This is a genomic window from Wolbachia endosymbiont of Folsomia candida (assembly GCF_001931755.2).
GTDB lineage: Bacteria > Pseudomonadota > Alphaproteobacteria > Rickettsiales > Anaplasmataceae > Wolbachia.
Window position 1 is genome coordinate 1514515 of record NZ_CP015510.2, and the last position, 24077, is coordinate 1538591.

The window sequence follows — 24077 nt, forward strand, 5'->3', positions numbered from 1 at the left end:
GTATTTAGAAGAAGTTTGGATATGAAACTACATTTTAGTAGATATTGGTTTAAGTTGTTGCTTTTTGCAGCTTATGTTTTGATAACAGGCTGCAGCAAGAATGATATGCCTTTTCCAAGATGTATATCAGCTGATTATTTTGGTCCTAACCCTATCTCAGTCAGTGCTCATTTTCCAAGTGATCATGATAACTTTATTCCTGAAGATAAAGAAATTATTGATCCCAATACTGGTGAAATTAATTATGGTTTTCATCATAATCAAGTAGTTAGGTGGGAAGATACAGGACTAGAAACCAATGGAGATAGTTTAGTAGTAAGAGCTAATGGTGCATGGACATCTTGGAGTGATGGTAATAAGAAAGAATCTAAAGGTAATTATAGCTTGCAAGATTTGGAAAAATTAAAATATGCAACTAAATTCGAAGGAAGGCAAGGTGATAACAAATTACCTGATTTTCACTTAGTTTGTAATGACTATAAAATAAAAAAACAAGATGTTTCAAATTGTTCTGGCGTAAATTGTAAATTTATTGAGGAAAGCGGAAATACAAATCGCGGCATTCCATGTTGGTTTACCAATGGCCATGGTGCTTATCTTTTATTTAGAAGAGAGGGCGAGCCAAACCCAAATCAAAATCTGAAATCTATGCGTAATCCTTCATCCCCTACTATACATTTAGGTTATAATTCTACAGCAGAAGGCGACAGTGGAGTTTTTACTCTGGACAGAAATAGCAATCAATTAAAGGATTTAGATTGTAATTCACTGAAGTTACAAGAGGGATGGAAAATATATGTAAAAATATTAGATGGGTATTATTTAGATAATGCAGGTGGCTATTCGTTCGAGTTTTTGGGTGGAGTTCAGCAACAAAGTAACTTTGGATTTTTTGACGATATTTATAAATTTCTAAAATGTGTATTATTGATCAATAAAAATTGCCAAGGATATTTTAATAGTGATGATCCTGCGGCTGCGCAGGCTATGTTCGAAAACATAGTTAAAGAGGGCTCAAGTTTTCATAATTTCGTACTTTCCTTGCTTGTCTTGTTTGTAGTGATTTCATCACTTCTTTATCTTTTTGGCATGGTACAAGACACTAAGCAAGATATGCTTGTTAGAATGATGAAGATTGCACTCGTAGTAATGCTTTTATCTCCTGGAAGTTTCGAATTTTTCTATAATCATTTTCTTATTTTGTTTGTTGAAGGCCTTGAGCAGTTGATAAAGGTAATTACTAATTTTTCTCCTAATGCAAATACTAAGCATTTGTTCGGTTTCATGGAAAACATGTTTTGGAAGTTTTTTTCTGATTCTGTTTGGAAAAAATTTGCAGCGTTTTTACATTATCAAATGTGGTTAAGCGCTCTTCTGATACCGTTAATTTTCATAGGGATTGTTCTATATTTCTTGTTATGCTTGTATGCTTTCATAATATTTCTCACTGGTTTTATGGGTATAGCTTTTCTTATAGCTATAATGCCACTGTTCCTAGTCTCTATTCTATTTTCAAAACTAAAAGACCTATTTGAAGGTTGGATAAAGTTCTGTATCAGTTTTTGTTTAAAATCAGTTATGATATTCACTCTGTTGTCACTGCTTGGTGCGATGGTAATGGACACCTTCTATAGGCAGTTAGGTTTTACTGTATGTTACAATAAATGGTTCGAAGTAAGACTTTGCATTCCATCATGGATGGGAGGTTTTTGTATTATTGATAAGCAGTACTTCGGTTGGACTCCAGGGCAAGTTTTTGTACCTTATACTATCGGTGAAGCCTCCTCAATTAATATAGATGAAAGTATGGACGGTATAGAAAGCATAAGCAGGAGAGGAGGTACAGTAAAGTTTACTGGCGGTGCTGCATATATCCCTCTTCCACCTGACTATATTGAAAAAGGTTTTCGTTATATAGATTACCCTTTCTTTAATCCAGTTCCTGGTACTCAGAATAATCCAGCAGATCATTATATTGCAGAAAGTGATATAGTAGTTAATGGAGAGTGTGATAAAGAAGTCAAAGATCTTGTGCGTTTAACAAACAGTTTATCACATGCAGTGGAAAAATTTGATATCTTATTATTGATTGATAATATAAGCAAAAAGATAGATGAAGTAACAGAAGCTTATTGCAGACAGCTAGGAAATGCAAGCCAGTGTACTAATTATAGAGACACCATAAAAAAGGTGATTCTACAACCAAGTTTAAAAAATGAAATCAAGTCTTTGACGGAAAAGGTTATTGAAAGTGATGGAAGCTGTAAATTGGAAGATTTTTATGAATTAAACAAAAAATATCAGGATAATAGAGACTATCAAATAGTGAAAGATATAGATATAGGTGACTTACTTAACGTGTGGGAAATTGTTATACTATTTTTGCTTTCATTTTTAATGTTCTCCTTGCGCAAATTAGTGCAAGAAATGGGCTCAGGTCTTGCTGGTGGTGGATACAGTGCTTACAGTACATCCAGTATGTATCAGGGAGGTGGTATATTATCTCAGATATCGTTTAACATAAAGGGGGAAAATGTGAGCTTAATGCAGCTTATTTCCATACCTAAACATTCGTTGCAAGGTCTTGTTGGTGGAGGCTTAGAGTCTCTAGGTAAATTTGCTACTGGACTTCCTAATAAACTAGCTGGAGGCACAGCTCATCTTTTAGGTAGAATACCAATAGTTGGTGGAGTATTTGAACATGCTATTAATGTTCCACGTAAACTTGTAAACGCTACCATTGAAGCAACTAAATTTGCCACATCACCTGAAAATGATGTTGATAGGCTTGAAGAGAAGATTTACAGAGCATTTGGAGTTGATAAAGAAGATATTACGCATAGGAAAATCGATAAGTATTTAGACTACTACAAAGGCTATGTAGGGTCACACTTAGGCTATACAATAGAAGATGCTATGAAGTTTACTTGGAAACACGGCCTTGATTCTATGAACGGAATTAATCCTGCTACAGGAGAAAAAGATGGTTATCAATATAATCTACTCCATAGAGCGAAATCGCACAGGGAAGCATTCTTAGAAAAGCTTCATGATCACACTATCGGCAGAACAAGAAAGCCAGAAAAACATAAAAAAGAAAGTGATAATAACCAATCGAATGAATCATCAACTGCACATCCATCATCCAGCGAATCGCTGAGAGCAACTGGAGCACCTTCGGAGTCACCATCGCACGACTCAATCAGAAGAGGTACACCAGGTTCTGGAACAACAAGAACACCGCCAAAAAGGAAGGCGCCAAGTCCACCAACTTCATCAGATGAATCAGTTAGAAGAAGGGGATTGCCAACTGAAGAACCAGATACAGAAGGGGATAATTAGTGATGAAGGCTAATAAAAATTTTAAAGGCTTTGATTATTATAAACTCCAGCAAGACGATGATGGTAATATAAAGCTGAATGACTACGATGATGTGTCGAATGCACGCAGGGCAAGGGTGGATATATTGCTTGATAGCGTATCACCAGATAACGATTCCTATTTTGCTAAATTAAATAAAGCTCTTAGCGAGAAATTTATCGATGACAATGGGTTATGGCCTATGTTTGATAAAGAAGATCATGAGATCGCACAAGAAGAATCTAAGATGTTTAACATTTTAGACAATCTTGAAGCTCTTGAAAGCATAAAAAGTGAAGATTTGTTAGAGGTTAGTTTATTACTTTCAGACCTTAGCTTTATAGAAAGAAACATTGTGCTAAATACTGATCAAGATTCAGACTTAGCAGGCTTTAGGGACATATTTATCAGGAAAAATGCATCTGGTGAAGAATATGGCAATGGAGAACATGAGGGCTTTCTTGAGCAAATAGATAAAATCAATACTATAATTAAGCTGGAGTTAGAAAGTAGAATTGAAGGGCAAAACTACGACGAAAGAAATGATCACGATGATTTGCAAGATGAGATTGGTCAAGCTATCGATATAGTAGAGAAATCGAAAAAAAATAAGTGACTCTGATATCTCTCCACTCAGCTACTATTGACATTAATTATATAGCGTTAAATAATTAGACTTCTTTCAAAATTCGCTTTTGAGGGGCAAGTGCTAGGAGCACACGGAGCGGAAAACCAGAGTGTATTGAACATACATGAGGATTTGAGCACAGAAGCAACAACGCAATTGCCCACAGAAGTAGAGTTTCGAAAGGAGTCTATTAGTGATTTGGAACTTAATATGCTGCGTATCATTGCAGGAAAATACCGCGGAAGGAAGATAGCTACAGGTAAGCATTTATCCGCACGACCAACTATGAGTATCGTACGTGAAGCAATATTTAGTATACTTTCCTCAAGAAAGCCTATTTATAACTTAAATGTGCTTGATTTATTCTGTGGTGGTGGCTCCTTGGCATTTGAAGCACTTTCTCGCGGTGCCAAACATGCATTCATGGTAGATTCAGATTATTACAACTTGCAATTTCCTAAAAAAACAGCAGAAGATTTTGGAGTTACGGGCAACGTCACGCTAATTTGTTGTAGCGCTGATAAATTACCACAGCCTATTTCAAAGTGTGATATAGTTTTTATAGACCCACCTTATAATAGTAATTTAATTGCATCAACTTTAGATGGGCTAATAAACTCAGATTGGTTAAACAATGACGCATTAATAGTTCTAGAGATAAAAAAAAATGAAGCTTTTGAATATAATAAGAACTTTAACGTAATTTTGGAACGTACTTACGGTGTAGCAAAAATAATTTTTCTTTCTCCATCCACTTAAGATGCATACCCTTTGGAACTGCACATCTCACCCATAGTTTGGATTTTATATTGACATTTGCTCAATATTGCTATATAATAAATGCGTGCGTTTTGCGCACTATAGCAATAAACTTACCTTGTAATAGGTGTATTGGACCCGAGGGCAGTACTCGGCGCCTCCACCATATTTTTAATTTATGGGGGCGATTAAGGCTCGACATGCATAGTAAAGATGGTACTTTTGCTCGGTTAGACACCACCGTAAGAGTTCACAATTTAGATGCAAACGATAACTTTGCTGCTGAACGTGTAGAGAGCGCTGCTGCTTAATTTAGCACAGTAACTTTATTACTATAAGCACGGTTTGGGAAACGCCGGGTAACAGAAGTTTCCCACAAATTATGCACGGTGAACATTATGGCTACTAGCGGAACAATAGATTACAAAAAGTCCCTTAACTCTATTAAATTTCAAGTTATAAAAAAAGCTTTGGACTCTGTTTCAGGTGTTGATTTCACTCCTCACTTGGAAATATTATTTTTTACATATTTTAATGGTGTAATCATACCAGACTATTTAAAAAATTCATACCCCATGCAAATGCTCATTATATTGCAGAATCAATTTTACGGCTTAAAAGCTTTTGAAGATAAGTTTAGCGTCAGTTTAAGCTTTAATGGAAAACAAGAGCAAATTACCATACCGTTTTTTGCTATCAACGAATTTCGTGACAAAATTTCAGGAGATGTCCTCATATTTGATAAAATCAGTATAGATTCTGATAAAGAGCACAAAAATGAAAAATGTACTCAAAAATCCTTAAATAGCAGCATTATATCAATAGACCAGCTCCGTGATAAGTAGTTAACTGCAAAATTTATAAGTTAACTAAATAACCCAAATAGTCTACCAAGTCGAGGTGGCCATCATACAATGTGATTGGATGGACGGTATTGCCTTCAATTTGAAAATTACCTTCGTGGTCCTGAATTCTAACATCCAGCTCTTCAGAATGTTGATCAGATCCATGATGATGATCCATATGGTGAAATTTACCATTCTCAAAAAACCCAAATTCGTCGATTAAAGTGCCTATTTTTTTATCTTTTGCAATTTCATACACGTCAGCTCTGTAATCCTCAAGAGAATGCCCTTCGAGTTCGCCTTGCGTTACTGCAAATAATGGTGTATTGGTGTGATAATAATACTTGCTCAAATCAATATTTGCTGCATTTTTTATATATTTTAGGTCAATTAATTTGTGCTCTTCTGGTAAGTCTGCATACTCCGGATCGTACTTTTTGTGGTCAAAAAATAAATTTCCAAGATTATTACAGAAAGCTAAGTTGTAGTTATCAAGGCCATCTTCAACAACTTTGAGAAAGTGAAAATTTTTTGGAATTAATATATTTTCGCCTTTTATATGATTACGTATATATAGGTCATCATTTTTGAAAAAATATCCAATTTCTAAAAAAGTTGCGATAACAACGCTTTTTCCTTCCATTTCCAGCTCAATATTTGCCTGATTTTTATCTTGATCATAAGATTCCCCCTGCGTGACTCTTAATTGAAGTTTTTGCTGAAATTCTGGGCTCCTGCTCAATCTAGAGTCTAGAGATTGCTCTGAAAGAACATCATCTCCCCTCTCACCACGTATTCCTTCAGGACCATGCTCTCCTTTCAATGGTCGTTTTAACCTGTGAGCTAATCTATGTGCAATTTCTGAAAGATCTGCATCTTGTCCAATTGGGCCTTGATCACCTCTAAGACCTTGAATACCTTGTATTCCCTGTGGCCCTTCAGGCCCATGTTTACCCTGCGCACCATCTTTCCCTATTGGGCCTTGCAGTCCTGGAATTCCTTGAGTGCCTTCCTCCCCTCTTTCACCACGTGGGCCTTCAGGACCTTCATGGCCATCATCTCCTCTCTCCCCTTGCTCCCCTTGCTCACCTTTTGGACCTCTTGCCCTTCCAGGATTACTCCTTAACGCTGCCGTAACAGCACCTGCTCTAGTGTTGAAAAAGTGGCTAAGGAGGTGATCAATAGCTGCACTAGCTTCATTTTGGTTATTTTGTAAGCCAGCATACTCAAGCAAATACTCAGATAATTTTTCCCTACTTACTTTTTCCTCTGCCAACAAAAAAGCTTTGTCTTTTGTACTTAATCCACCGTGTATAAGAAGATATTTAGCCAGTGCCCAATCACTGACTTTATTTCTTACAAGAGTGTCAGCACTGGATTGATCCATAGCACTCCTCTGCAAAAGCAACTCAGCAAGTTTTTCTGCAAATTTTTCATATTTCTTAAAAGCGTCGGGATCAGGGTTGTTTTTCTTTGTAGCATTACTTGTTATTGCATTCACAGTAGTGTTTGTAATCTGTTTTGCTTCCACTTCAGTTAATTTATTCACTACTCCTTCAGTTAATTTTATTACATCAATTCTATTTACAAGATCTTGCGGGCTGAGATTCACTTTATTAGCAACCTGAGTTGCAAGGTTACCATTACTACCTGTTGCATCAAGCACTGCTGCACCCAATTTATCTGCTTTGGTAGCAACTAATTTTTCAGCAACTTCCACAGGATCTGCGTCTTTTCCATCTTTGCCATCAAGACCAGGAAAACCTTCTCTTCCTGGCGGACCTTGGTCTCCTTTCTCACCTTCATGACCTGGCCTACCATCTTTTCCTACTGGACCTTGTAAACCTGCTGTACCTCTTGAGCCTGCAGCTCCTTTTGGACCTGGAGGACCTGGAGCACCTGGAGCGCCTTCCTCTCCTCTTTCACCACGTGGGCCTGTAGGTCCTTCTGGGCCAGGAAGACCTTGAATGCCTTGTATACCCTGTGGTCCTTCAGGCCCCTGTTTACCCTGCGAACCCTCTTGCCCTTTAGAACCTGCTGAACCTCTTGAACCTGTAGCTCCTTTTTGACCAGGAAGGCCTCGGATCCCTGGTGCACCATCTTTACCTGGCAAACCTGGCGTACCTTGCTCACCTCTATCTCCTTTAACTATCGCTTTTAGAACATCATTTCTTTTTACATTCTCTCCAAAAAAATGGGCTACTCCTTTTGAGAAGTGCTGATCTTCTGCTCTGTTACTAAGCTCTTTTTGCATTACAGCTCGTGCTAAAGTATCTAATTTTGTTTGATCAACAACTAACCTCTCTACAATATCCTCTGCTAGTTTCGCTGATAATTTACTCTTATCTTTATCTGAAGTACTTCCACCAACTTTCACACCAAGGACTGCTTTCCCTAATTGATCTGCTTTTTGATTAACTAATAAATCAGCAACTTGATTTGCAGTTGCTCCAGCAGAACCAGGAGTGCCAGGAGGACCTATATCCCCCTTATCGCCTTTGGAACCCTTTACACTTCCAGGATTAGCTCTTAATTCAGCTGCAACTTTCATTTGCAACTCATGTTCCTTTGCCACGTCTGTTGGTAGTGTTGTGAAAGTCATTCTGACAGTATTCATTACCTCACTTTTAAAGGTTTCATCTCTCATTAATTCTGGTACAAGCAGCTCAGGCAAATTCCTGCCACCAACATGCGCTTTATATATCACATGTTTTAATCTACCTTCTTTTTCGAGTAATTTCTCCGCAACTATTCTAGCGTCACGATCTGTTATTTCAATATCTCCCTCAAAGCTTGACTCCTTTTCTAATGCATCTAGTCGATATTCCAACTCCATTTCCTTGAGCAAAGTGCGGTCTATGTTTATTTCATCTAAAGAAAAATTCGGTAAAGACACTTCATTGAGTGCAGTCTGTTTTCTAGTTCCAGTTTGATTCGAAAAGTACCATTCATAGCCACTTTGCTTCTTTATTAATGTTATATAATAGTTATGATTTAATTGGGGATGATTTACTATCCTGCACGTGTCAGTCTTACATACCACGATTTGATTGTTGTCATTAAACATACAATATTTTGATGGAAGGGAATAAGTCGTTTTAGAATCTGTATCATGTAATTCTGCTGAATATTGTATTGCTTTATCCTTTCTAGCATCTTGTAATATAGAATTACTAGCAGGTCTTACTTGAAAAAAATGATCATTATTTTTAGCTTTATGATACTGCGCAAGATTAAAGTTCTGTAATCCTAATATCTCACTCTTCGTTAATTTTTGACCTTTGTTACCACTAACCAAAAAATCATAGTAATTTGTATTGCTCTCTACTTCTAATTTTAAGTTACAATTGGTATCACTGCTACAATCGCTAGAAGTTATTAATGGCCTATCATGATAAGGGTAAACAACTTTAAGAAGCTTATCAAGAGAGCCATCAAGTACGTGAAAATAAACACCGAACATAGGAAATTCACCAACAACCCTTTTACTTTCTGTATCTGTTATCAGTACTTGATACTTAGGAAAAAATTTATCATCTATTAGAGTACGCATATCATTATTGAAAAGTTTGCTCTTCAGATTAGGATATATTCTTTCTAAGCTTACTCCTTTTTCAATCTTAAATGTCTTCTTGAAAACTACATCGCCTGAGTTTACTGACATGCTTATACTAACTTCATCTATGCTTATTCTATCTAGCTAAATATAGTATAATTATTGACTATCTATTAAGCTGGCAAACACATCTATAACTTAGAGTTGAAGAGGGTAATATTAAATTATTTTATTTTCTTAATCACCTGTCTTTCTCTTGCTATTGCAAGGCTTTTCTCTGGCACATCTTCAACTATAACGCTGCCTGCAGCAACTTTAGAATTATCGTGAACGTTAAGTGGTGCAATGAGTGAGCTGTTTGCACCAATAAAGCAGTTGTTGCCTATGTTTGTTTCATGCTTATTTTTTCCATCATAGTTACAAACAACTGTTCCGGCACCAATATTACTCCCCTGCCCTACTTTAGTATTTCCTATGTAGCTTAAATGTTTTACCTTAGTATTTTCACCAACTTCGCTTGTTTTTACTTCCACAAAATTCCCTATTACTGAATTTTCACCTATAGTTGTGCTTTTACTTATTCTTGCAAATGGACCAATAGTAGCACCACTTTTTATCAGACAATTCTCTAAATGTGAAAATGACATTATTTTTGCACCAGGCTCTATTTTCACACCAGGACCAAAAACAACGTATGGATCAATAATTGAATCTCTAGCAATGTGTGTGTCAAGAGAAAAAAAAACAGTTTCTGGAGCAATCAATGTTACTCCCGAGTCGGTGAAAAATTTTCTTTTATTTTCTTGAAAGTAAAATTCAGCTTTTAGAAGGTCATTTCTATTATTTACTCCTGTTGCCTCTTCTCCATCTGTAACAACATAACCAACCTTCAAATCATTTTTCACTGCAATGGAGACTATATCAGTCAAATAATATTCATGAGTTGAGTTATTACACTCTATTTTCTCTACTAATTCGCACAAATTTTTTGCATATGCAACCATTACTCCAGCATTTGCTAAAAACTCTCCGTTACTATCTCTACTATCCTTTGCTTCTACGATCTCTTTTAAGGAGCCATTCTCAAGAATTAGCCTACCGTATTCTTTATTGTGATCCTTAAAACCAAGACATACTAGAGCATTATCTTTTAAACAATTAACCATCTTGGTTATTGTGCTGCTTTTGATAAGTGGAGTATCCGCATACTGAATAACTACAATGCCAAGATCTGGCAGTTCTTTGAGATTTCTCATTGCAGTTCTAACCGCATCACCCGTGCCTAGCATTGACTCTTGTGTAATTAGCCGTATATCTTTAAAGCCCTGCAATTTTTCAACTAATGGCTGATCAACTACAACCGCTATATTCTCAGGTCTTAACTGTTTTGAACTCTGAACCACATGTTCAAGCATAGAAAAGTTACCTATTTTGTGCAGAACCTTCGGTACACTTGAATTCATTCTCTTGCCATGACCAGCAGCAAGTACAATTACTGTATGAACTTTACTCACCCTAGAGATGAAAAATTAAACCCGTAATGATTAAGCCAATTGATTTTATTGTCATAAAAGCTTCTTAGGTCATCAATTTGATATTTCAGCATTGCCAACCTTTCTATGCCAATACCAAATGCAAAGCCATTGTACTTAGTATGGTCTATCCCAACATTCTGAAAAACATTTGGATGCACCATTCCGCATCCAAGCACTTCTATCCATTTGCTACCCTTATAACTTATATCCACCTCTGCAGAAGGCTCAGTAAACGGAAAAAAACTATTTCGAAACCGTATCTTTAGTCCCTTATCTCCAAAAAACTCATTAAGAAAGTGATGAATAGTAAATTTTAACTGTCCCATATTGACATTTTCATTGACATATAATCCTTCTATCTGATGGAACATTGGAGTGTGAGTTGCATCAAAATCATTTCTATATACTCTACCTGGTGCAACAATTTTAATCGGAAAACTTTTTGCTTTCTCCATAGTTCTAATCTGCACAGACGATGTATGAGTGCGAAGCACCATTCTTTTGCCATTCATTTTGTTTTTTAAATAAAAGGTGTCTTGTTCTTCTCGAGCAGGGTGATGACTCGGAGTATTTAGTGCATCAAACACATGAAACTCATCTTCAATGTCTGGACCATCAACTGCCTTAAAACCCATGTGTGCAAAAATGAGTTTCACTTCATTTATAACCTTGCTGAGTGGATGAATCTTGCCAATTTTTTCTGGCCTAACAGGCAACGTGATATCAACTGCTTCATTTTGCAATTTAGAGTTAATTTCCTCTGCCTTTAGTATACTTTCTCTACTTTTTATCAGGCAATCCAATCTATCACGTAAAGCATTGATAATTTCACCCAAGTTACGTTTTTCTTCCGTATTTTCTATCTCTTTTAAACTATCAAAGTAGGCTTTCACTGCTCCCTTTTTTCCTAAATATGACAGCCTAACTTTTTCTAAATCTTGCAAAGAAGAAGCAATTTCAATTTCAGAAACTGCCTTATCTTCAAGCAAAGGTATTTCACCAAGTAGTTCTTTATCCATCCTTAAAATGCCAGCTTAAACCCTAATTATAGTAAAATCCTGAATATCATCAACAACCTAAAAATTATTCTATTCTTAACTATTAATCCGTTGACTAATTACACTAATATATTTACCTTAAGTTTAATATATTAATTATATTTACTATGTTCGGTTCTTCTAACAGTCAATCTAAGAAAATAATTGAAATTAGTTATATTGGTTGTAAACAAATTGAAGAAGAAACTAAAAATTGGGGATTTAAACAAAAGAATTCTTTAAAGGAATTTTCATTTAAGCTTCAGTTATTGAGCACAATAGATCAAGACGTATGTGACATAACACAATCTGAGCTTAAGTCATTAACAGACGAGGAAAGTAAACCTATTATATCTCAAGTACAAAAAGTACTTAAACTTTTTAAAACTTGCCTACATAAGAACAAAAACTTTACAGGATGTATTAAGATATCAAAGGCAAGTGAAGAATTACATAAAAAATATCTTAAGACTAAGGTTAATCAGGATAACACTATAGAAGAATTTATAAGGACTGCCCCATATCAAATTCTCTTACGAGGAGTAACAATAAAACTACGAATAAATGTTAAAGATATTAACCTGAGCGGTTTACAGCAATTTGAAGCAGATTTCAAAGAAAAACTAAAACAAGCAAAAAATAAGGAGCAAAGTCAAATTGTACCAGTTATAGGGTCATTTGGCTGTAATTTAACAGATAGTGGAAAACAAGTAATACGCGCTCCAGTAGTTGTTGAGGCAATGCGTAGCAATTTTCACTGGGTTAAATCCTTGTTCTTGCCATCTAGTCTTCTTAATATAATCCGATATCTTGATCATCAAAGAATACCAAAACCTCAAAAACAACTTCTGGCTATAACTTACTACCCAGAACAACAAGAGGCAAAGCAAGATGAGGTAATAGGAGAAGAGAATTCAGACCTCCAAACATCTAAAAATTTAAACACGCCAAATGGAACAAATAGTTCTAAAGCGGAAGAAAATCAGGAAGAAAAAAAAGACATCACAACAGCACATACATTAACGCAAATGGAAAAAAATCGCACAGAAAACGAACATACCTCAACAAAACGCAAATTTATGCAAATAGTAAAAAAATTTCTACAAAGAATTAGAATAAAGAATAATCCAAAAAAAACACACACCACAGCAGACCACATATTAGCACAAGCGGAAGAAAACAGAGGTATTACAGCAGAACCCACATTAACACAAGCGGAAGAAAAAAAAGATATTACAGCAGAACCCGCATTAACAGAAGTGGTAGAAAATCAGGAAGAAAAAGAACATATCACAATCAAACCTACGTTCATCCAAAGAATAGAAAGATCTATTGGAATAATTAATGATGACGACATACAAGCACAAGAAATTATTAAGCGAGCAAAGAATTATGCTGAAACAGAAATGATATTCAACGAAAGCAAAGCTAATGCAAGACAAAAAACGCTTGATGAAATATTTTGTGAGACAGTCATAGCATACTATGATACGAGATATCCGAAATTTTTAATGGAAATAATTGAGTCAGTTTTTAAAACTATATTTTTAAAAGAAATTTCCAAAAAACCTGAAATTTTAGAAGAAGATGTATTAAACACTTTGAAAAATTTTGGTTTGGAATTTAATAAGGATTACTTATTGCAGCAAATAGGTCGCAAGCAAGATATGCTGTATGACTCAATCAAATTATGTAGCGTTCCAAATAAACCTAAAAATAAAATACAGTCGCTATATAAATCCATTAAAGGCAGTTTTACCACATACAACGCACAAAAAAAAGCTCAAGATGCGATAAAAAATAATAATGATAAAACACTAGATGAAATATTCATTGAAGTAATGAAAAATTATACAGATCAAGATCGAGGAACATTTATTTGTATATTTGATAAAGTGTTTAACATCATCTTTTGTGGAAAGAAAAATCCAAGCAAGATAGAAACATTTGAAGAAATATTTAATATACTTAAGATACTTGAAGTACAATTTGATGTACAATATTTTCAAGATAGGGTATGGGATAAAAAAACAAAATTGTCTGAACTAGTACTTGATAAGATTAACTCACAACCTACCACTGAACCTAAAAACACTCCATCAAGCAATATGGAGGAAAATCAAACTCCATACACTGTGCCAGCAGCAAAAGCAAAGAAAGCTAAAACTACACCAACTACCGATACTGCCTTCAAATCATCATTAAATACCGTATTCACCTCAAAAGAGGGTTATGCATGTGTATTTGTTATAGCATCCTCTATATCAATACTATGCTTATGGCATCTTCCACTTGGAAAGGTTTCAATTTTACAGGGATTAGTGCCAAAAGAAAAAAGAGAACTTGCTGGATTAATATTGAACATATTATTAATAGCGTTAATCGTGGCACTTGTCTTGAATTTAATTCATTATGTATACTCTGAATATAGGGCAAATAATATAGGAAAAAAAACTCCACCAGTTACTCACACCCCGTTCAAATCATCATTAAGTACTGTATTCTCCTCAAAAAAGGGTTATCTCTCTGTATTTGCTATAGCATCATCTATATCAATACTTTGCTTATGGCATCTTCCACTTGGAGAAGTGCCAATTTTACAGGGATTATTGCCAGAAGAAACAAGAGAATTTGCTGGATTAATATTGAACATATTATTACTAACGTTAATCGTATTACTTGTCTTAGGTTTAGCTTACTATATACACTCTGAATACAAGGCACATAATATAGGATCTGTAGAGGAGATAGATATTGAAAATCCTATAGAGGAATCTAAGTTTCAAGAGCAGCCATAAGACTTCTTGCGAAACCATCTGTCATCCCAGCACTTAATACTGGGATCCAGAAAAAATAGATAGATTCCAGCGGGCTTTGTTGCATCGCTACGCAAAGATTTGAAATTATTAATAAAACTTTCCCTTTTTTCGTCATCCCAGTGTGTGACACACAACTGTACGAACGTCTAATTTAGCGATAAGATAGGAAAAAAATTAGGGTGTGAAGTGTGTTTTATTACAAAGAAATAATATCAAAATTGCCGAAAGCAGTGTTAGATGAAATAGGCAAAGCGGTTGGCGTTGATTACAAAGTGGGCAAACTTACGGGAGAAAATATATTTAATTTACTGCTGTACAGCATATTGGAGAAAAACGAGCTGAGCTTGCGGACTATCGAGGAAAATTATCGTCGGATGTTTTGCCTGAATACGCGCCATTCATCGGTGGCAAGCCGCTTAAAAACGATACCAATTAAGTACTTCGAAAGAATTTTTTCGTTCGTTTTACAAAGTTTTTGTAACCAAAAAGACCAAGAAAAGCTATTAATTATAGATTCCACAACCCTGCAGTTATCGAGCAAATTACTGCAATCTGCAATACCATGGCGTGGTGGTGCAAAGAATATGGTAAAGTGCACCGTTGCCACTGACGGCAGGTTTGCAAAGTTGCTGAACTTGTATACTCAAGCCAAGGGCTCCTCTGACAGCACATCGTTCCGGGAAATGATTTTAAATCACGGTCAAGAGTCGATTTGCATATTTGATCGAGGACTGCAAAAACGTGCAACTTTCGAGGAGTTTATAGATAAAGGCATACATTTTATCACACGTGGCAACGATAATATTCGTTATCAAATTGTGCGTATCCACGGAAAAGTTGCAGGCATGCAGACTGGAACGCTTGAGCTAATGGAAGATGTAGTAGTCAGGCTGGGGCAAAAAGGTTCAAGATTTTTGTCGTTTGAAATCAGGCTAATTAAAGCGCAAAATCGACAGAATGGCGAAGTTCTCACATTTTTGACTAATATTTATGAAATGTCTGCTGAAGAAGTCTGCGCTCTTTACAAAAGGCGCTGGTCAATAGAAGTTTTCTTCAAATTTATCAAGCAGGAGCTCAACACGAAGCATTTTCTTGGACATAGCAAAAACACAATTTTGGTCACACTATACATGATTCTTATTGCTTCGGTTTTATTAACAGAATACAGAAAACGCAGCGAAATCAAGAGTTATAAGTTTGCAAGGAGAGCTTTTATGAATGAACTCAGGCTTGAAATCCTAAAACCTGTCATTGAATATTGTGGTGGAAACCCAGAAAAAGTCTACGATTATTACCTTTTTCACTTTCCATAACAAACGTTCGTACACTTGTGTGTCGATGCACTGGGATGACACCCTTAGTTGAAACTTAACACCCGTCCTATCGCCTTACGGGATGTTCGTACAGTTGTATGTGTGACACTGGGATCTAGCAAGCGAAGGTTGCATATAATACGTCGTTGGCATTGAAAATACGGAAATGGATTCCAGCGTCACGCGCTAGAATGACAAAGGCGTGTAGTATTTTTGAGCTATGCAACAAAGCCATTCCAGCGTCACGCGCTGGAATGACACCAGAAGTGATGATGACTTTTTACTAAAACAGCAGTTATGCAAAAAGTATATTACATTTATGGTAATTAGGTTAAGTTACCGCTTTTTTCCATCATATAGTCTAGTTTCGAAAACAACCTAAAAAAATTATTTGTAGTTATTTCTGCAACTTTTTCTGGTGATTCATTCCATAACTCTGCTAAGCAATCCACAACGTATTTTACCATTGCCGGCTCATTTTTTTTCCCTCTATAAGGTTCAGGTGAAAGATATGGAGCATCGGTTTCAACTAAAACACGCTCTCGAGGGACATTTTTTGCAATTTCTCTCAGTAAGTTAGCATTTTTAAATGTAATGATTCCAGAAAATGAAATATATAACCCTAAATCTATAGATTGGTAAGCAAGCTCTTTGGAAGAAGCAAAGCAGTGCATCACTCCGCTAAAAGCGCCGGTTTTCATTTCTGATTTCAACATATCAGCCATCTCATTATCAGCACTTCTCGTGTGAATTACTAATGGCAATCCAGCTACCCTTGATGCTCCTATATGTGATGCAAAACTTTTTTTCTGATTCTCTTTGTTGTTGGATTTAAAAAAATCTAATCCGGTTTCTCCAATACTAATTACCTTTTGGTTCTTGGTAAACTCAACTAATTCATCAACTTTTATGCATTCACCGTTTTCTATAGTGGTATCAAGTGGATGTACGCCAACAGATGAATATACCTGACTATAGGATGAAGAAATCTTCAATAATTTAGGAATATCGTCAATACTAATACATATATTGTGTAAAATTTTTACACCACTTTGCTCTGCTTTTGAAATTACTTCTTGTATTTCATCATCGGAAAAATAAATCAAATGGCAATGAGAGTCTACTATCATGAGTTTGCTATAAATATCACTCAATAATAGAAGCTTTTATAATAGAAGAAAACTCTTCTATTACCGCTGTATAAACTTGCTTTTTAAATGATATAGCACCTTCTACTAAATCATCTACATGTTGCCAACGCCACTCTTTGAACTCCGGATGATCAGTATAATTAACATTAATGTCCTGGTCCTCTCCACAAAACCTCATTAAGAACCATCTTTGCTTTTGGCCAGAATATTTTCCATTCCAGCACATCTGTATAATTTCTTCAGGCAAATCGTAGTATATCCAATCTTTGTTTTTAGCTATAATTTCTGCTTTATTGGTACCAATCTCCTCTAGCAACTCACGTAATGCTGCTTGTTCCAATTCTTCTCCTTCATCAACTCCTCCCTGTGGCATTTGCCAATAGGACTCGCTATCAAAACGTTTTCCAATAAAAATATGCCCTTGTTTATTGAATAACATTATGCCAACACAAGGGCGATATTCATTTTTTTGTTCAGCCATGAATACGCTCTTTTCCTACATGATTTGTTATAGAAGTGCCAACCAATTTTCTTCTGCGCTTACGTTTGTTCTTAATTTTTTCAACAATCTTCTTTGCAACTTCTTTTGCGCTTAAGTGTGAGTTATCAAATTCAAGAGCACCTTCCGGTACAAATAGTTTTTTTCCTTTAATTCTTTCCATAGCAGAGTCCGGATCAGCAATTTTGTTTTCCTTGCTTCTTTCCTCTGATTGAATACGCTTTACTAATTCTTGAGTATCACAATGCAGTACTACAAAGAGAATATCCAAGTTCATCCTTTCACTAAAATTTATCACTGAATTGTATATTCTCTGATCATATGGATCGCCATCTATTAATTCATTTGTAAATATATAATGTTTTGACTTTATGTGATGTTTTTCTAGTATCGCTAACATATTTTCTCTGACTAAAAAAATGCTTTCCCATAGATCAACTGGAACATTACCATTTCGCAAATCAACGATATTAAATATAATATTATTAAACAAATTATTACTTATTACCGCTGCATCAATGGTTTTACATATTTCTTTTGCAGTAGTAAACTTACCGCTACCTGGAAAGCCGATTAAGTAAATAAGAATCTTGCTCATAAAATAAACATTAGAAAAAACTATTATCAATTATACACAAAAATATATGCATGTATAGCTCACTCAAACTAGGCTTATCTTGACCAAAATTTATGATCAAATAGCCCAAAAAGAATTTTATTTCATTTTTCAAAAATCAGAGAGTCGTGTTGGATATATGTTGATCTCTCTAAACCCAGACAATTGCTCTGTAGAACTATGCCCTGTAATAATTACTATACCACTTTGCTCAGAGCGTATTAAAATAAGGTTGAGCACAAGTTCACACGTTGCACTGTCAAGATTGCAAAATGGCTCATCTATAAGCCAAATATTTGCATTAGAAATTAAGAGACGAGCAAGCGCAACTCTTCTTTTCCAGCCTGCAGAGAGTTCGCTATATTTTATATTCAGTACAGGCTGTAACTGAAAACAACACACAGCCGCCATAACCAACTCTCTCGTATTTCTTATTCCTGCCCAAAACTCTATATTTTGAAGAACAGTGAAGCTATCCTTGCAAGCATTTTTATGCCCTACATAAACCATAGAAGGTAAATAGGATTTTGGGTCATCGTATATGTCTTTTCCGCAATGCTTTATATTTCCCAAAGTCGGTGGTAACAGCCCACACAAACTTCTAATCAAGCTAGTTTTACCACTACCATTTGGACCAGTAATTAAGATTTTTGATTTTGGCTCAGCCTTAAAGCTAAGGCCTTTGAATAATATTTTATTATTACGAGTGCAAGATAAATTTTCACACTCAAGCATAAATTATCTACCCTTTCCTTTATATTTACCCTGAGTTGATGCTTGCGCTTTGACAAATAGCTCCCAATATCCCTTCTGGCCACCTTCTCTGTTTATCAATTGCGCTAAACGCTTCATCAAACCTCCACCAAGCATAACCATTTGCGTCCATTTACCTACTGGTTTTGCAATATCAACTATCTCTAGATCTTCGTGATAAACCTGTATATCATCATTTTTCTGACTCTCACGTAGTGTTTCCTGGCGTTTTATGAGCTCTTTTTGCTTTTTTTCTTTATATCGCTCATTATCCTTTTGATTCTCCTCCCACTCTTCTTTGAGAACTTTTTTTGGAAATACGACCTTTCTGATGCGGTTTTTATATATTTTTCTAAAAAAGAAAAATATTTTTAAAACAACAAGTAATGCTATGCCATATATAATGATATGCTCGAAAGACATTTTCTTTACTTAAGTTTATTACAAAGCGCCACCCACTATTATACCATAATTATAGAAATTTTGCAATTTTTCGAGGGATTTCCGTAACAAAGTGAGAAAAGCAGGGAAAATTTCGAAAATATATCAACTTAAGCATAGAAGATTATCTATGGCAAATGAATAGGAGCTTTTATATTAATATAAAAACTCCTGATACGGTTAAAATACCGAAAGGTCAAAATTGTAATACATTGATGACCAAATCGTGCCTTCTTGATTTTAGATTAACGAGTCTGCAGCATAATGAAGAGCATGTGAAAGCTCTTGTCGTATATTGTAGCGGTCTTCATCCATTGTATAAGTAGCAAATTGTTCACCTGACATATGCGCTTACTTTTACCCATAACTTTGAGAAGTTATTATGTGAAGCATAACCATGCTCTCTCTAAGATTTTCATAGCCTCGCCATAGAGTCATACTTCCTGGTAAATTATCACCTTTTCTATTCATAAACCCACCTAATTTTCCTAACCAAATAATAGCTTGTTTTATGTTTGGAGGTTCTTCGGGCAATGTGGCCACTTGATGCTCACGTATGTAAAGAGCTTTCCACTCTTCATTGCTTAGAACCTTAGTGCAAGCCTCCATAGGATGCGATAAAGCCACTTTTGTTAAATATAAAATTTTAAATGTAATAATGCTCTTTATAGCAATTAATTTCTGTAGCCTTTCCTTTGTAGTTAAACGAGAGCTTTCTATTTTACATCCTGATTTTAAAATTCTAAAGTATTCTTCAATTTTCCATCGTAGCTTATACCAATTTATCCTTTCTATGGCATCTAAAGTGCTATTAACTGGTACATTAGTTAACAAAGTCCAATCGATAGCTTCAACTCCTTTAGGAGGATCCATTTCCTTTGCGCTTACCACATATACAGCGACTTTATCACTTATTTTATGTGCTGTATCTTTTGACCCATAAATGTAAGGCGCTCTGATAGGTATATAGCCTTTCATATATTTTACTTCAATATTTGCTTTTCTTGACTTCTGGTGCCCGTTTTTAGCAACTTCCAAGACGATTTTCTCTTTTACCGGAAGTTGAGCTATGCGTGTTTGCAAATCTGTTTTTCCCTCTTCAGTACAGATAAATTTTCTATTAGCTCGGTTACGGATTACATAAAAACTACCCAATGATTCAGCTATCCATAAAAATTTGAAGATATCTGCTTCCCTATCACCAAGAGTGACAAGTTGTACATCTTTGGAAACGTTATTTATGGTTTCTTTTAGTGCTGCTATCCACTTATAACTTTCTTTCTCCTCTATAGAAGTACGGTATTTCCTATTTGCTTTTTCTTTTGCTGTTTCTTCTTTTCTAGCGGGACGCGCCCAGCACTGTTGAGAAGATAAACCTAAAGGTAATCCTTCTTTACTGACCATTAAGGCACTATGCAGCAGCAAACCCTTTTTATGCTTTGTATAAGCTTTAGAAATACTGCCTAGCCCTTTGGTATTTATATGAGAGTCAAAATCCAAATAACTAGTATCTTGGATTGAAAATATAAGCTTATTTCCTTTTATCCTTTCCGCTGTTTCTTTATGATGAGAAGAATAAATTTTCTCGGCCTCAAGCTTTTCATTACTAAACAACCTGTACGCGCCCTTAGCTTCTTTCCATCCACCACAACTTTGATTAATTGATCCAGATGCCTTACGCTCTATAAGATAACTTGTTGTAATAAGCCTCTTATTAAGCCTTATATCTCCCAGATTAACATGTCTCAACTCTCTTTCTAGCCATTTGTCCCCTAAGCTATCAGTATATTGCGTATTTGTATTTACTCCGTACATTTTTAAACCCTTTATCAAATATATGAATTTGCTATTTTACTAGCTTTTTTATATTTGTGGGTAAAAGTAAGTATGTTAATGCAGTAGAATGTTCAAAATTCGACTATATGTGTGATCGAAATGAAGCAATTAAATTAATAAAAATGCATAAAAATCACGCAGAAGGTGTAGAGGTGTGGAAAAAAGATGTAAATTATGGAAAAAGGGCTCACATAGAGGGTTTTTTTTGGAGATTTAAGCGTATATTTGGATTTCATTTAAAGAACAAATCGGAAGAAAATCGCAGAAACGAAGTAATAATAAAATGCAATTTACTCAATGAATTTATTAATATTGGCATCGCTAAATTTCAGTTGATTGCATGATCTAATTTCTTGGGAAAGGAAATGAGAAAGTAGCTATGCAACAAAGCCATTAATAATCGAAAAACCTCGTCATCCTGCTGCTTGTCAGCGGGATCTATGCTGAGATACCGCGAATAAATCCACAACTGTACGAACGTCTAATTTAGCGAGAAAGTAAACCAAAAACATCAACCTTTGGTGTCATTTCATTAGCACTCCTCCTGTCATCCGGCTTTGTTGCATAGCTCAAAAATACTACACGCCTTTGTCATTCTAGCGCGTGACGCTAGAATCTATTTATATATTTTCAATGCCAACAACGTATTATATGCAACCTTCGCTTGCTAGATCCCAGATACTGTCTTTGATGTCAAACAAATTATCCAACTAAATTACAATTAAATGGTTGATTGTTTTTAAGAATACCAAAAAAGACATGCATTAATTTTCTCATTAACGCAAGGACTATGACTTTTGGGCATTTACCTTTACTTGCTAGACGCTGACAAAATTTTTGAAAATGATTATTATGGTTTTTGACTACTATAGCTGGCATATAAAGGGCTTTTCGGACGCGCTCAGATCCTATTTTACATATGCAACTTCTCTTACTTACAGACGATCCAGATTCATAATGTCCTGGATTTAGACCAGCAAAAGCTGTAAATTGCTTAGCATTGTCAAAATTATCAGCCGCTGGCATTTCTGCAATAACAGCAACAGCAGTAAGATGTCCTATACCTTTTATAGTCTTGAGGTTTTCTACCATATTTTTTAGATGTGGATAGTGATTTATATGCTCATTAATTTCTGTTTCGAGAACAATAATTTGCTCCTCTATTGCCAAAATTACCTTAGATATAGCTTCTTTGCAGCTGGAATGCATATTTTCATTTTCCAAGCGGTTCATCTGTTGCAATTTATCATTTTTTAGCGATTGCATACAACGGTAAAGATCTCTTAAATGCCTCATTTCAGGTGCAATTGGTTTCCAAAGAGCAGGTTTATTAGCGATACAAAATCTAGCTATCATAGCTGCATCTGATTTATCTGTTTTATTTCTGAGCAGCTCACTTTTGCCAAAAGCCTTGATTTGAGCCGGGTTTACTATACTAACATTATGCCCTAAATCGTGCATAAAAGTAGCCAAATCTTCCCCATACCAGCTAGTTGCCTCAAGACACAGATGAATAAGATTTGCTCCATGGCCATTGCACCAAACCACAAGCTTTGCAAAGCCATCCTGATTATTTTGAAAGACTTTGTGTCGTTTTTTATTGTCCATCAGCAAACAAACATCAAATTTCTTTTTTGAAATATCCACACCCAAAATAGCATTTACTTGCATAAAATTACCTCCAAGACTATAAATAAACTGAGAGTTTAGACTAACCTTGTAATACGGGATATAATTCCAAAGATACTGTTCAGTCTTTTAACTCTATGGGAGGGGAGCAAAATCTGGAATTCGGCCTTATTGGCGTTAGTGTCAAGTCGGCTTCACCCTCCCTGCGTGGTATTTTAGCTCTAATGCCTCACATCATAAAGATACAAGTGTCACGCACTGGGATTGTAAAGGTCAACTAATTCATTGACAAATTTTGCAAAAAGCCCAAAGGAGCGATACCTCCAAGAGCTTGATGCGGCCTGTGTTCATTGTAATAAATTAAATATCTAAACAATTCATCTTTAAATTCCTGAGCAGTCTCAAACGTTGTACCCTCAATCAAATCATCATTTAAAGTCCGCCAAAAGCGCTCTACTTTTCCATTTGTTTGTGGTCTATATGGCCTTGTATATAAATGCTTTAAGCCAATTTCAACTAACATTCTTTCAAATGGATGTCCATCCAAATTACTTCTTGATGCAAACTCTGGTCCATTGTCTGTCATTACTTCTTTGAACTGAATACTGTAACTTTGCTTTATATAATTAAAACATCTGAGCACTGCAAACATTACATTCAGACTCTGAATATTTTCTAAAACTTCTGCCCATGCTATACGGCTTGCATCGTCTATTACACACACTAAATAGTATCTTTTGCTCTCATTTATTATCATATCTTTACTCAAATAATGACAGTCTATATGTGCCAATTCTCCAGCTTTTTCCCTGATTATCTTTCTCTTCACCTCTTTTTCTTTTGTGCTCAACTTATTCATGCCGGCTCTCTTAATAATATTATATATACCAGATGGAGAAGGTGTTTTGTTGCCCAACTTTTTTGCTAGTATAGCACAAATTTCATATTTATTTATCCCTTTTTTCCGCTCCTCTATAACTGCTTTTTCTATTTCAATATCTGTTCTTCTACTTTCCCATCTTGGACCTCTTTTTCTTGGTAAAAACTCTTTTTCTAATCCGCTATTTCTATACCTATTATAATATTTACAGAATGTTTGTCTGTTGATTCCATTAGCGTGATAAAAATCGCCTACAAATCTATAAAATGGATGCTTTTTTGCCTTTGTTTGCTCATATTCTTTGATCAAAAATCTCCATTTACTTTGGTAATTTCTCTCTAAAGTTTTATCTTCTGTGTTTCTTCTCATACCTAACTCCCTCAAAAATGTTTCTTTTATCTTAACATTTTTGTCATCGA

General features: G+C 35.4%; 20 protein-coding genes and 1 other RNA gene. 9 read left to right on the top strand and 12 right to left on the bottom strand.

What is annotated here, in order from left to right:
- Positions 1 to 21 precede the first annotated feature (21 nt).
- From ASM33_RS06975 to ASM33_RS06995, 5 genes are all read left to right on the top strand, one after another.
- Positions 22 to 3342, top strand: coding sequence for a TrbL/VirB6 family protein (locus ASM33_RS06975; RefSeq protein ID WP_179947417.1), 3321 nt, complete (start codon positions 22 to 24; stop codon positions 3340 to 3342).
- 2 nt (positions 3343 to 3344) lie between these two features.
- Positions 3345 to 3977: a WD_0853 family protein gene (locus ASM33_RS06980; RefSeq protein WP_110409795.1), complete on the top strand. Its 633-nt coding sequence runs from the start codon at positions 3345 to 3347 to the stop codon at positions 3975 to 3977.
- Positions 3978 to 4199: 222 nt separating this feature from the next.
- Positions 4200 to 4748 carry a 16S rRNA (guanine(966)-N(2))-methyltransferase RsmD gene (gene rsmD, locus ASM33_RS06985; RefSeq protein ID WP_110410557.1) on the top strand — a complete coding sequence of 183 codons (549 nt, stop codon included), beginning with the start codon at positions 4200 to 4202 and terminating at the stop codon, positions 4746 to 4748.
- A gap of 46 nt (positions 4749 to 4794) precedes the next feature.
- Positions 4795 to 5126: a transfer-messenger RNA gene (gene ssrA, locus ASM33_RS06990) on the top strand.
- 20 nt (positions 5127 to 5146) lie between these two features.
- Positions 5147 to 5593 carry a ClpXP protease specificity-enhancing factor SspB gene (locus ASM33_RS06995; RefSeq protein WP_110410556.1) on the top strand — a complete coding sequence of 149 codons (447 nt, stop codon included), beginning with the start codon at positions 5147 to 5149 and terminating at the stop codon, positions 5591 to 5593.
- Positions 5594 to 5606: 13 nt separating this feature from the next.
- Here ASM33_RS06995 and ASM33_RS07000 read toward each other — a convergent pair whose 3' ends face one another.
- The 3 genes from ASM33_RS07000 to pheS form a co-directional block, all read right to left on the bottom strand.
- Complete coding sequence (locus ASM33_RS07000; protein WP_110409794.1) at positions 5607 to 9257, bottom strand: collagen-like domain-containing protein; 3651 nt, start codon at positions 9255 to 9257, stop codon at positions 5607 to 5609.
- A gap of 116 nt (positions 9258 to 9373) precedes the next feature.
- Positions 9374 to 10663, bottom strand: a complete 1290-nt coding sequence (glmU, locus tag ASM33_RS07005; RefSeq protein WP_237342906.1) for a bifunctional UDP-N-acetylglucosamine diphosphorylase/glucosamine-1-phosphate N-acetyltransferase GlmU — start codon at positions 10661 to 10663, stop codon at positions 9374 to 9376.
- Positions 10660 to 11703, bottom strand: coding sequence for a phenylalanine--tRNA ligase subunit alpha (gene pheS, locus ASM33_RS07010; protein ID WP_110409793.1), 1044 nt, complete (start codon positions 11701 to 11703; stop codon positions 10660 to 10662). The genes glmU and pheS overlap by 4 nt, the downstream gene beginning before the upstream one ends.
- 146 nt (positions 11704 to 11849) lie before the next feature.
- Here pheS and ASM33_RS07015 point away from each other — a divergent pair, with 146 nt between their 5' ends.
- The gene (locus ASM33_RS07015; RefSeq protein ID WP_112477241.1) at positions 11850 to 14519 is read left to right on the top strand and encodes a hypothetical protein; all 2670 of its coding nucleotides are present in this window, start codon (positions 11850 to 11852) and stop codon (positions 14517 to 14519) included.
- Here the strand turns inward: ASM33_RS07015 and ASM33_RS08490 are convergent.
- Positions 14497 to 14670 (bottom strand): hypothetical protein, encoded by a 174-nt coding sequence (locus ASM33_RS08490; RefSeq protein ID WP_162297611.1) that lies wholly within the window; start codon positions 14668 to 14670, stop codon positions 14497 to 14499. The genes ASM33_RS07015 and ASM33_RS08490 overlap by 23 nt on opposite strands.
- A gap of 58 nt (positions 14671 to 14728) precedes the next feature.
- On the opposite strand from ASM33_RS08490, the gene ASM33_RS07020 reads away from it, so the two are divergent.
- Positions 14729 to 15853 (top strand): IS4 family transposase, encoded by a 1125-nt coding sequence (locus tag ASM33_RS07020; protein ID WP_110409390.1) that lies wholly within the window; start codon positions 14729 to 14731, stop codon positions 15851 to 15853.
- Between the two features lie 152 nt (positions 15854 to 16005).
- Positions 16006 to 16140, top strand: a complete 135-nt coding sequence (locus ASM33_RS08840) for a hypothetical protein (protein WP_257790996.1) — start codon at positions 16006 to 16008, stop codon at positions 16138 to 16140.
- Positions 16141 to 16179: 39 nt separating this feature from the next.
- On the opposite strand, the gene ASM33_RS07025 is transcribed toward ASM33_RS08840, so the two are convergent.
- The 6 genes from ASM33_RS07025 to ASM33_RS07050 all read right to left on the bottom strand — a co-directional run bounded on the left by ASM33_RS07025 (position 16180) and on the right by ASM33_RS07050 (position 21146).
- Positions 16180 to 16983, bottom strand: coding sequence for a TatD family hydrolase (locus ASM33_RS07025; RefSeq protein ID WP_110409790.1), 804 nt, complete (start codon positions 16981 to 16983; stop codon positions 16180 to 16182).
- 16 nt (positions 16984 to 16999) lie between these two features.
- On the bottom strand, positions 17000 to 17485 hold the full coding sequence (locus tag ASM33_RS07030) for an RNA pyrophosphohydrolase (RefSeq protein ID WP_110409789.1): 486 nt from the start codon (positions 17483 to 17485) through the stop codon (positions 17000 to 17002).
- Positions 17478 to 18101, bottom strand: coding sequence for a nucleoside/nucleotide kinase family protein (locus tag ASM33_RS07035; RefSeq protein WP_179947418.1), 624 nt, complete (start codon positions 18099 to 18101; stop codon positions 17478 to 17480). The genes ASM33_RS07030 and ASM33_RS07035 overlap by 8 nt, the downstream gene beginning before the upstream one ends.
- Positions 18102 to 18230: 129 nt before the next feature.
- Complete coding sequence (gene ccmA / locus ASM33_RS07040) at positions 18231 to 18854, bottom strand: heme ABC exporter ATP-binding protein CcmA (protein ID WP_110409788.1); 624 nt, start codon at positions 18852 to 18854, stop codon at positions 18231 to 18233.
- A gap of 3 nt (positions 18855 to 18857) precedes the next feature.
- Entirely contained in the window at positions 18858 to 19295 is a 438-nt protein-coding gene (locus tag ASM33_RS07045) for a hypothetical protein (protein ID WP_110409787.1), read from the bottom strand.
- Positions 19296 to 19670: 375 nt separating this feature from the next.
- Entirely contained in the window at positions 19671 to 21146 is a 1476-nt protein-coding gene (locus tag ASM33_RS07050; protein ID WP_157956338.1) for an IS4 family transposase, read from the bottom strand.
- Between the two features lie 38 nt (positions 21147 to 21184).
- Here ASM33_RS07050 and ASM33_RS07055 point away from each other — a divergent pair, with 38 nt between their 5' ends.
- Positions 21185 to 21493 carry a transposase gene (locus tag ASM33_RS07055; protein ID WP_237342907.1) on the top strand — a complete coding sequence of 103 codons (309 nt, stop codon included), beginning with the start codon at positions 21185 to 21187 and terminating at the stop codon, positions 21491 to 21493.
- Positions 21494 to 21851: 358 nt separating this feature from the next.
- Here the strand turns inward: ASM33_RS07055 and ASM33_RS07060 are convergent, their stop codons facing one another.
- Positions 21852 to 22820 (bottom strand): IS110 family RNA-guided transposase, encoded by a 969-nt coding sequence (locus tag ASM33_RS07060; RefSeq protein WP_110409333.1) that lies wholly within the window; start codon positions 22818 to 22820, stop codon positions 21852 to 21854.
- Positions 22821 to 23055: 235 nt separating this feature from the next.
- Positions 23056 to 24042: an integrase core domain-containing protein gene (locus ASM33_RS07065; protein WP_157956347.1), complete on the bottom strand. Its 987-nt coding sequence runs from the start codon at positions 24040 to 24042 to the stop codon at positions 23056 to 23058.
- Between the last annotated feature and the right edge of the window lie 35 nt (positions 24043 to 24077).

Bases quoted from the DNA above. Each gene is read 5' to 3' on its own strand.
- ASM33_RS06980 (WP_110409795.1), top strand. From the start codon at position 3,345: ATGAAGGCTAATAAAAATTTTAAAGGCTTTGATTATTATAAACTCCAG.
- ASM33_RS07000 (WP_110409794.1), bottom strand. From the start codon at position 9,257: ATGTCAGTAAACTCAGGCGATGTAGTTTTCAAGAAGACATTTAAGATT.
- ASM33_RS07025 (WP_110409790.1), bottom strand. From the start codon at position 16,983: ATGATAGTAGACTCTCATTGCCATTTGATTTATTTTTCCGATGATGAA.
- ASM33_RS07045 (WP_110409787.1), bottom strand. From the start codon at position 19,295: ATGTCTTTCGAGCATATCATTATATATGGCATAGCATTACTTGTTGTT.
- ASM33_RS07035 (WP_179947418.1), bottom strand. From the start codon at position 18,101: ATGAGCAAGATTCTTATTTACTTAATCGGCTTTCCAGGTAGCGGTAAG.
- ASM33_RS07015 (WP_112477241.1), top strand. From the start codon at position 11,850: ATGTTCGGTTCTTCTAACAGTCAATCTAAGAAAATAATTGAAATTAGT.
- ASM33_RS06975 (WP_179947417.1), top strand. From the start codon at position 22: ATGAAACTACATTTTAGTAGATATTGGTTTAAGTTGTTGCTTTTTGCA.
- ASM33_RS07030 (WP_110409789.1), bottom strand. From the start codon at position 17,485: ATGGCTGAACAAAAAAATGAATATCGCCCTTGTGTTGGCATAATGTTA.
- ccmA (WP_110409788.1), bottom strand. From the start codon at position 18,854: ATGCTTGAGTGTGAAAATTTATCTTGCACTCGTAATAATAAAATATTA.
- rsmD (WP_110410557.1), top strand. From the start codon at position 4,200: ATGCTGCGTATCATTGCAGGAAAATACCGCGGAAGGAAGATAGCTACA.
- ASM33_RS07060 (WP_110409333.1), bottom strand. From the start codon at position 22,820: ATGCAAGTAAATGCTATTTTGGGTGTGGATATTTCAAAAAAGAAATTT.
- ASM33_RS06995 (WP_110410556.1), top strand. From the start codon at position 5,147: ATGGCTACTAGCGGAACAATAGATTACAAAAAGTCCCTTAACTCTATT.
- pheS (WP_110409793.1), bottom strand. From the start codon at position 11,703: ATGGATAAAGAACTACTTGGTGAAATACCTTTGCTTGAAGATAAGGCA.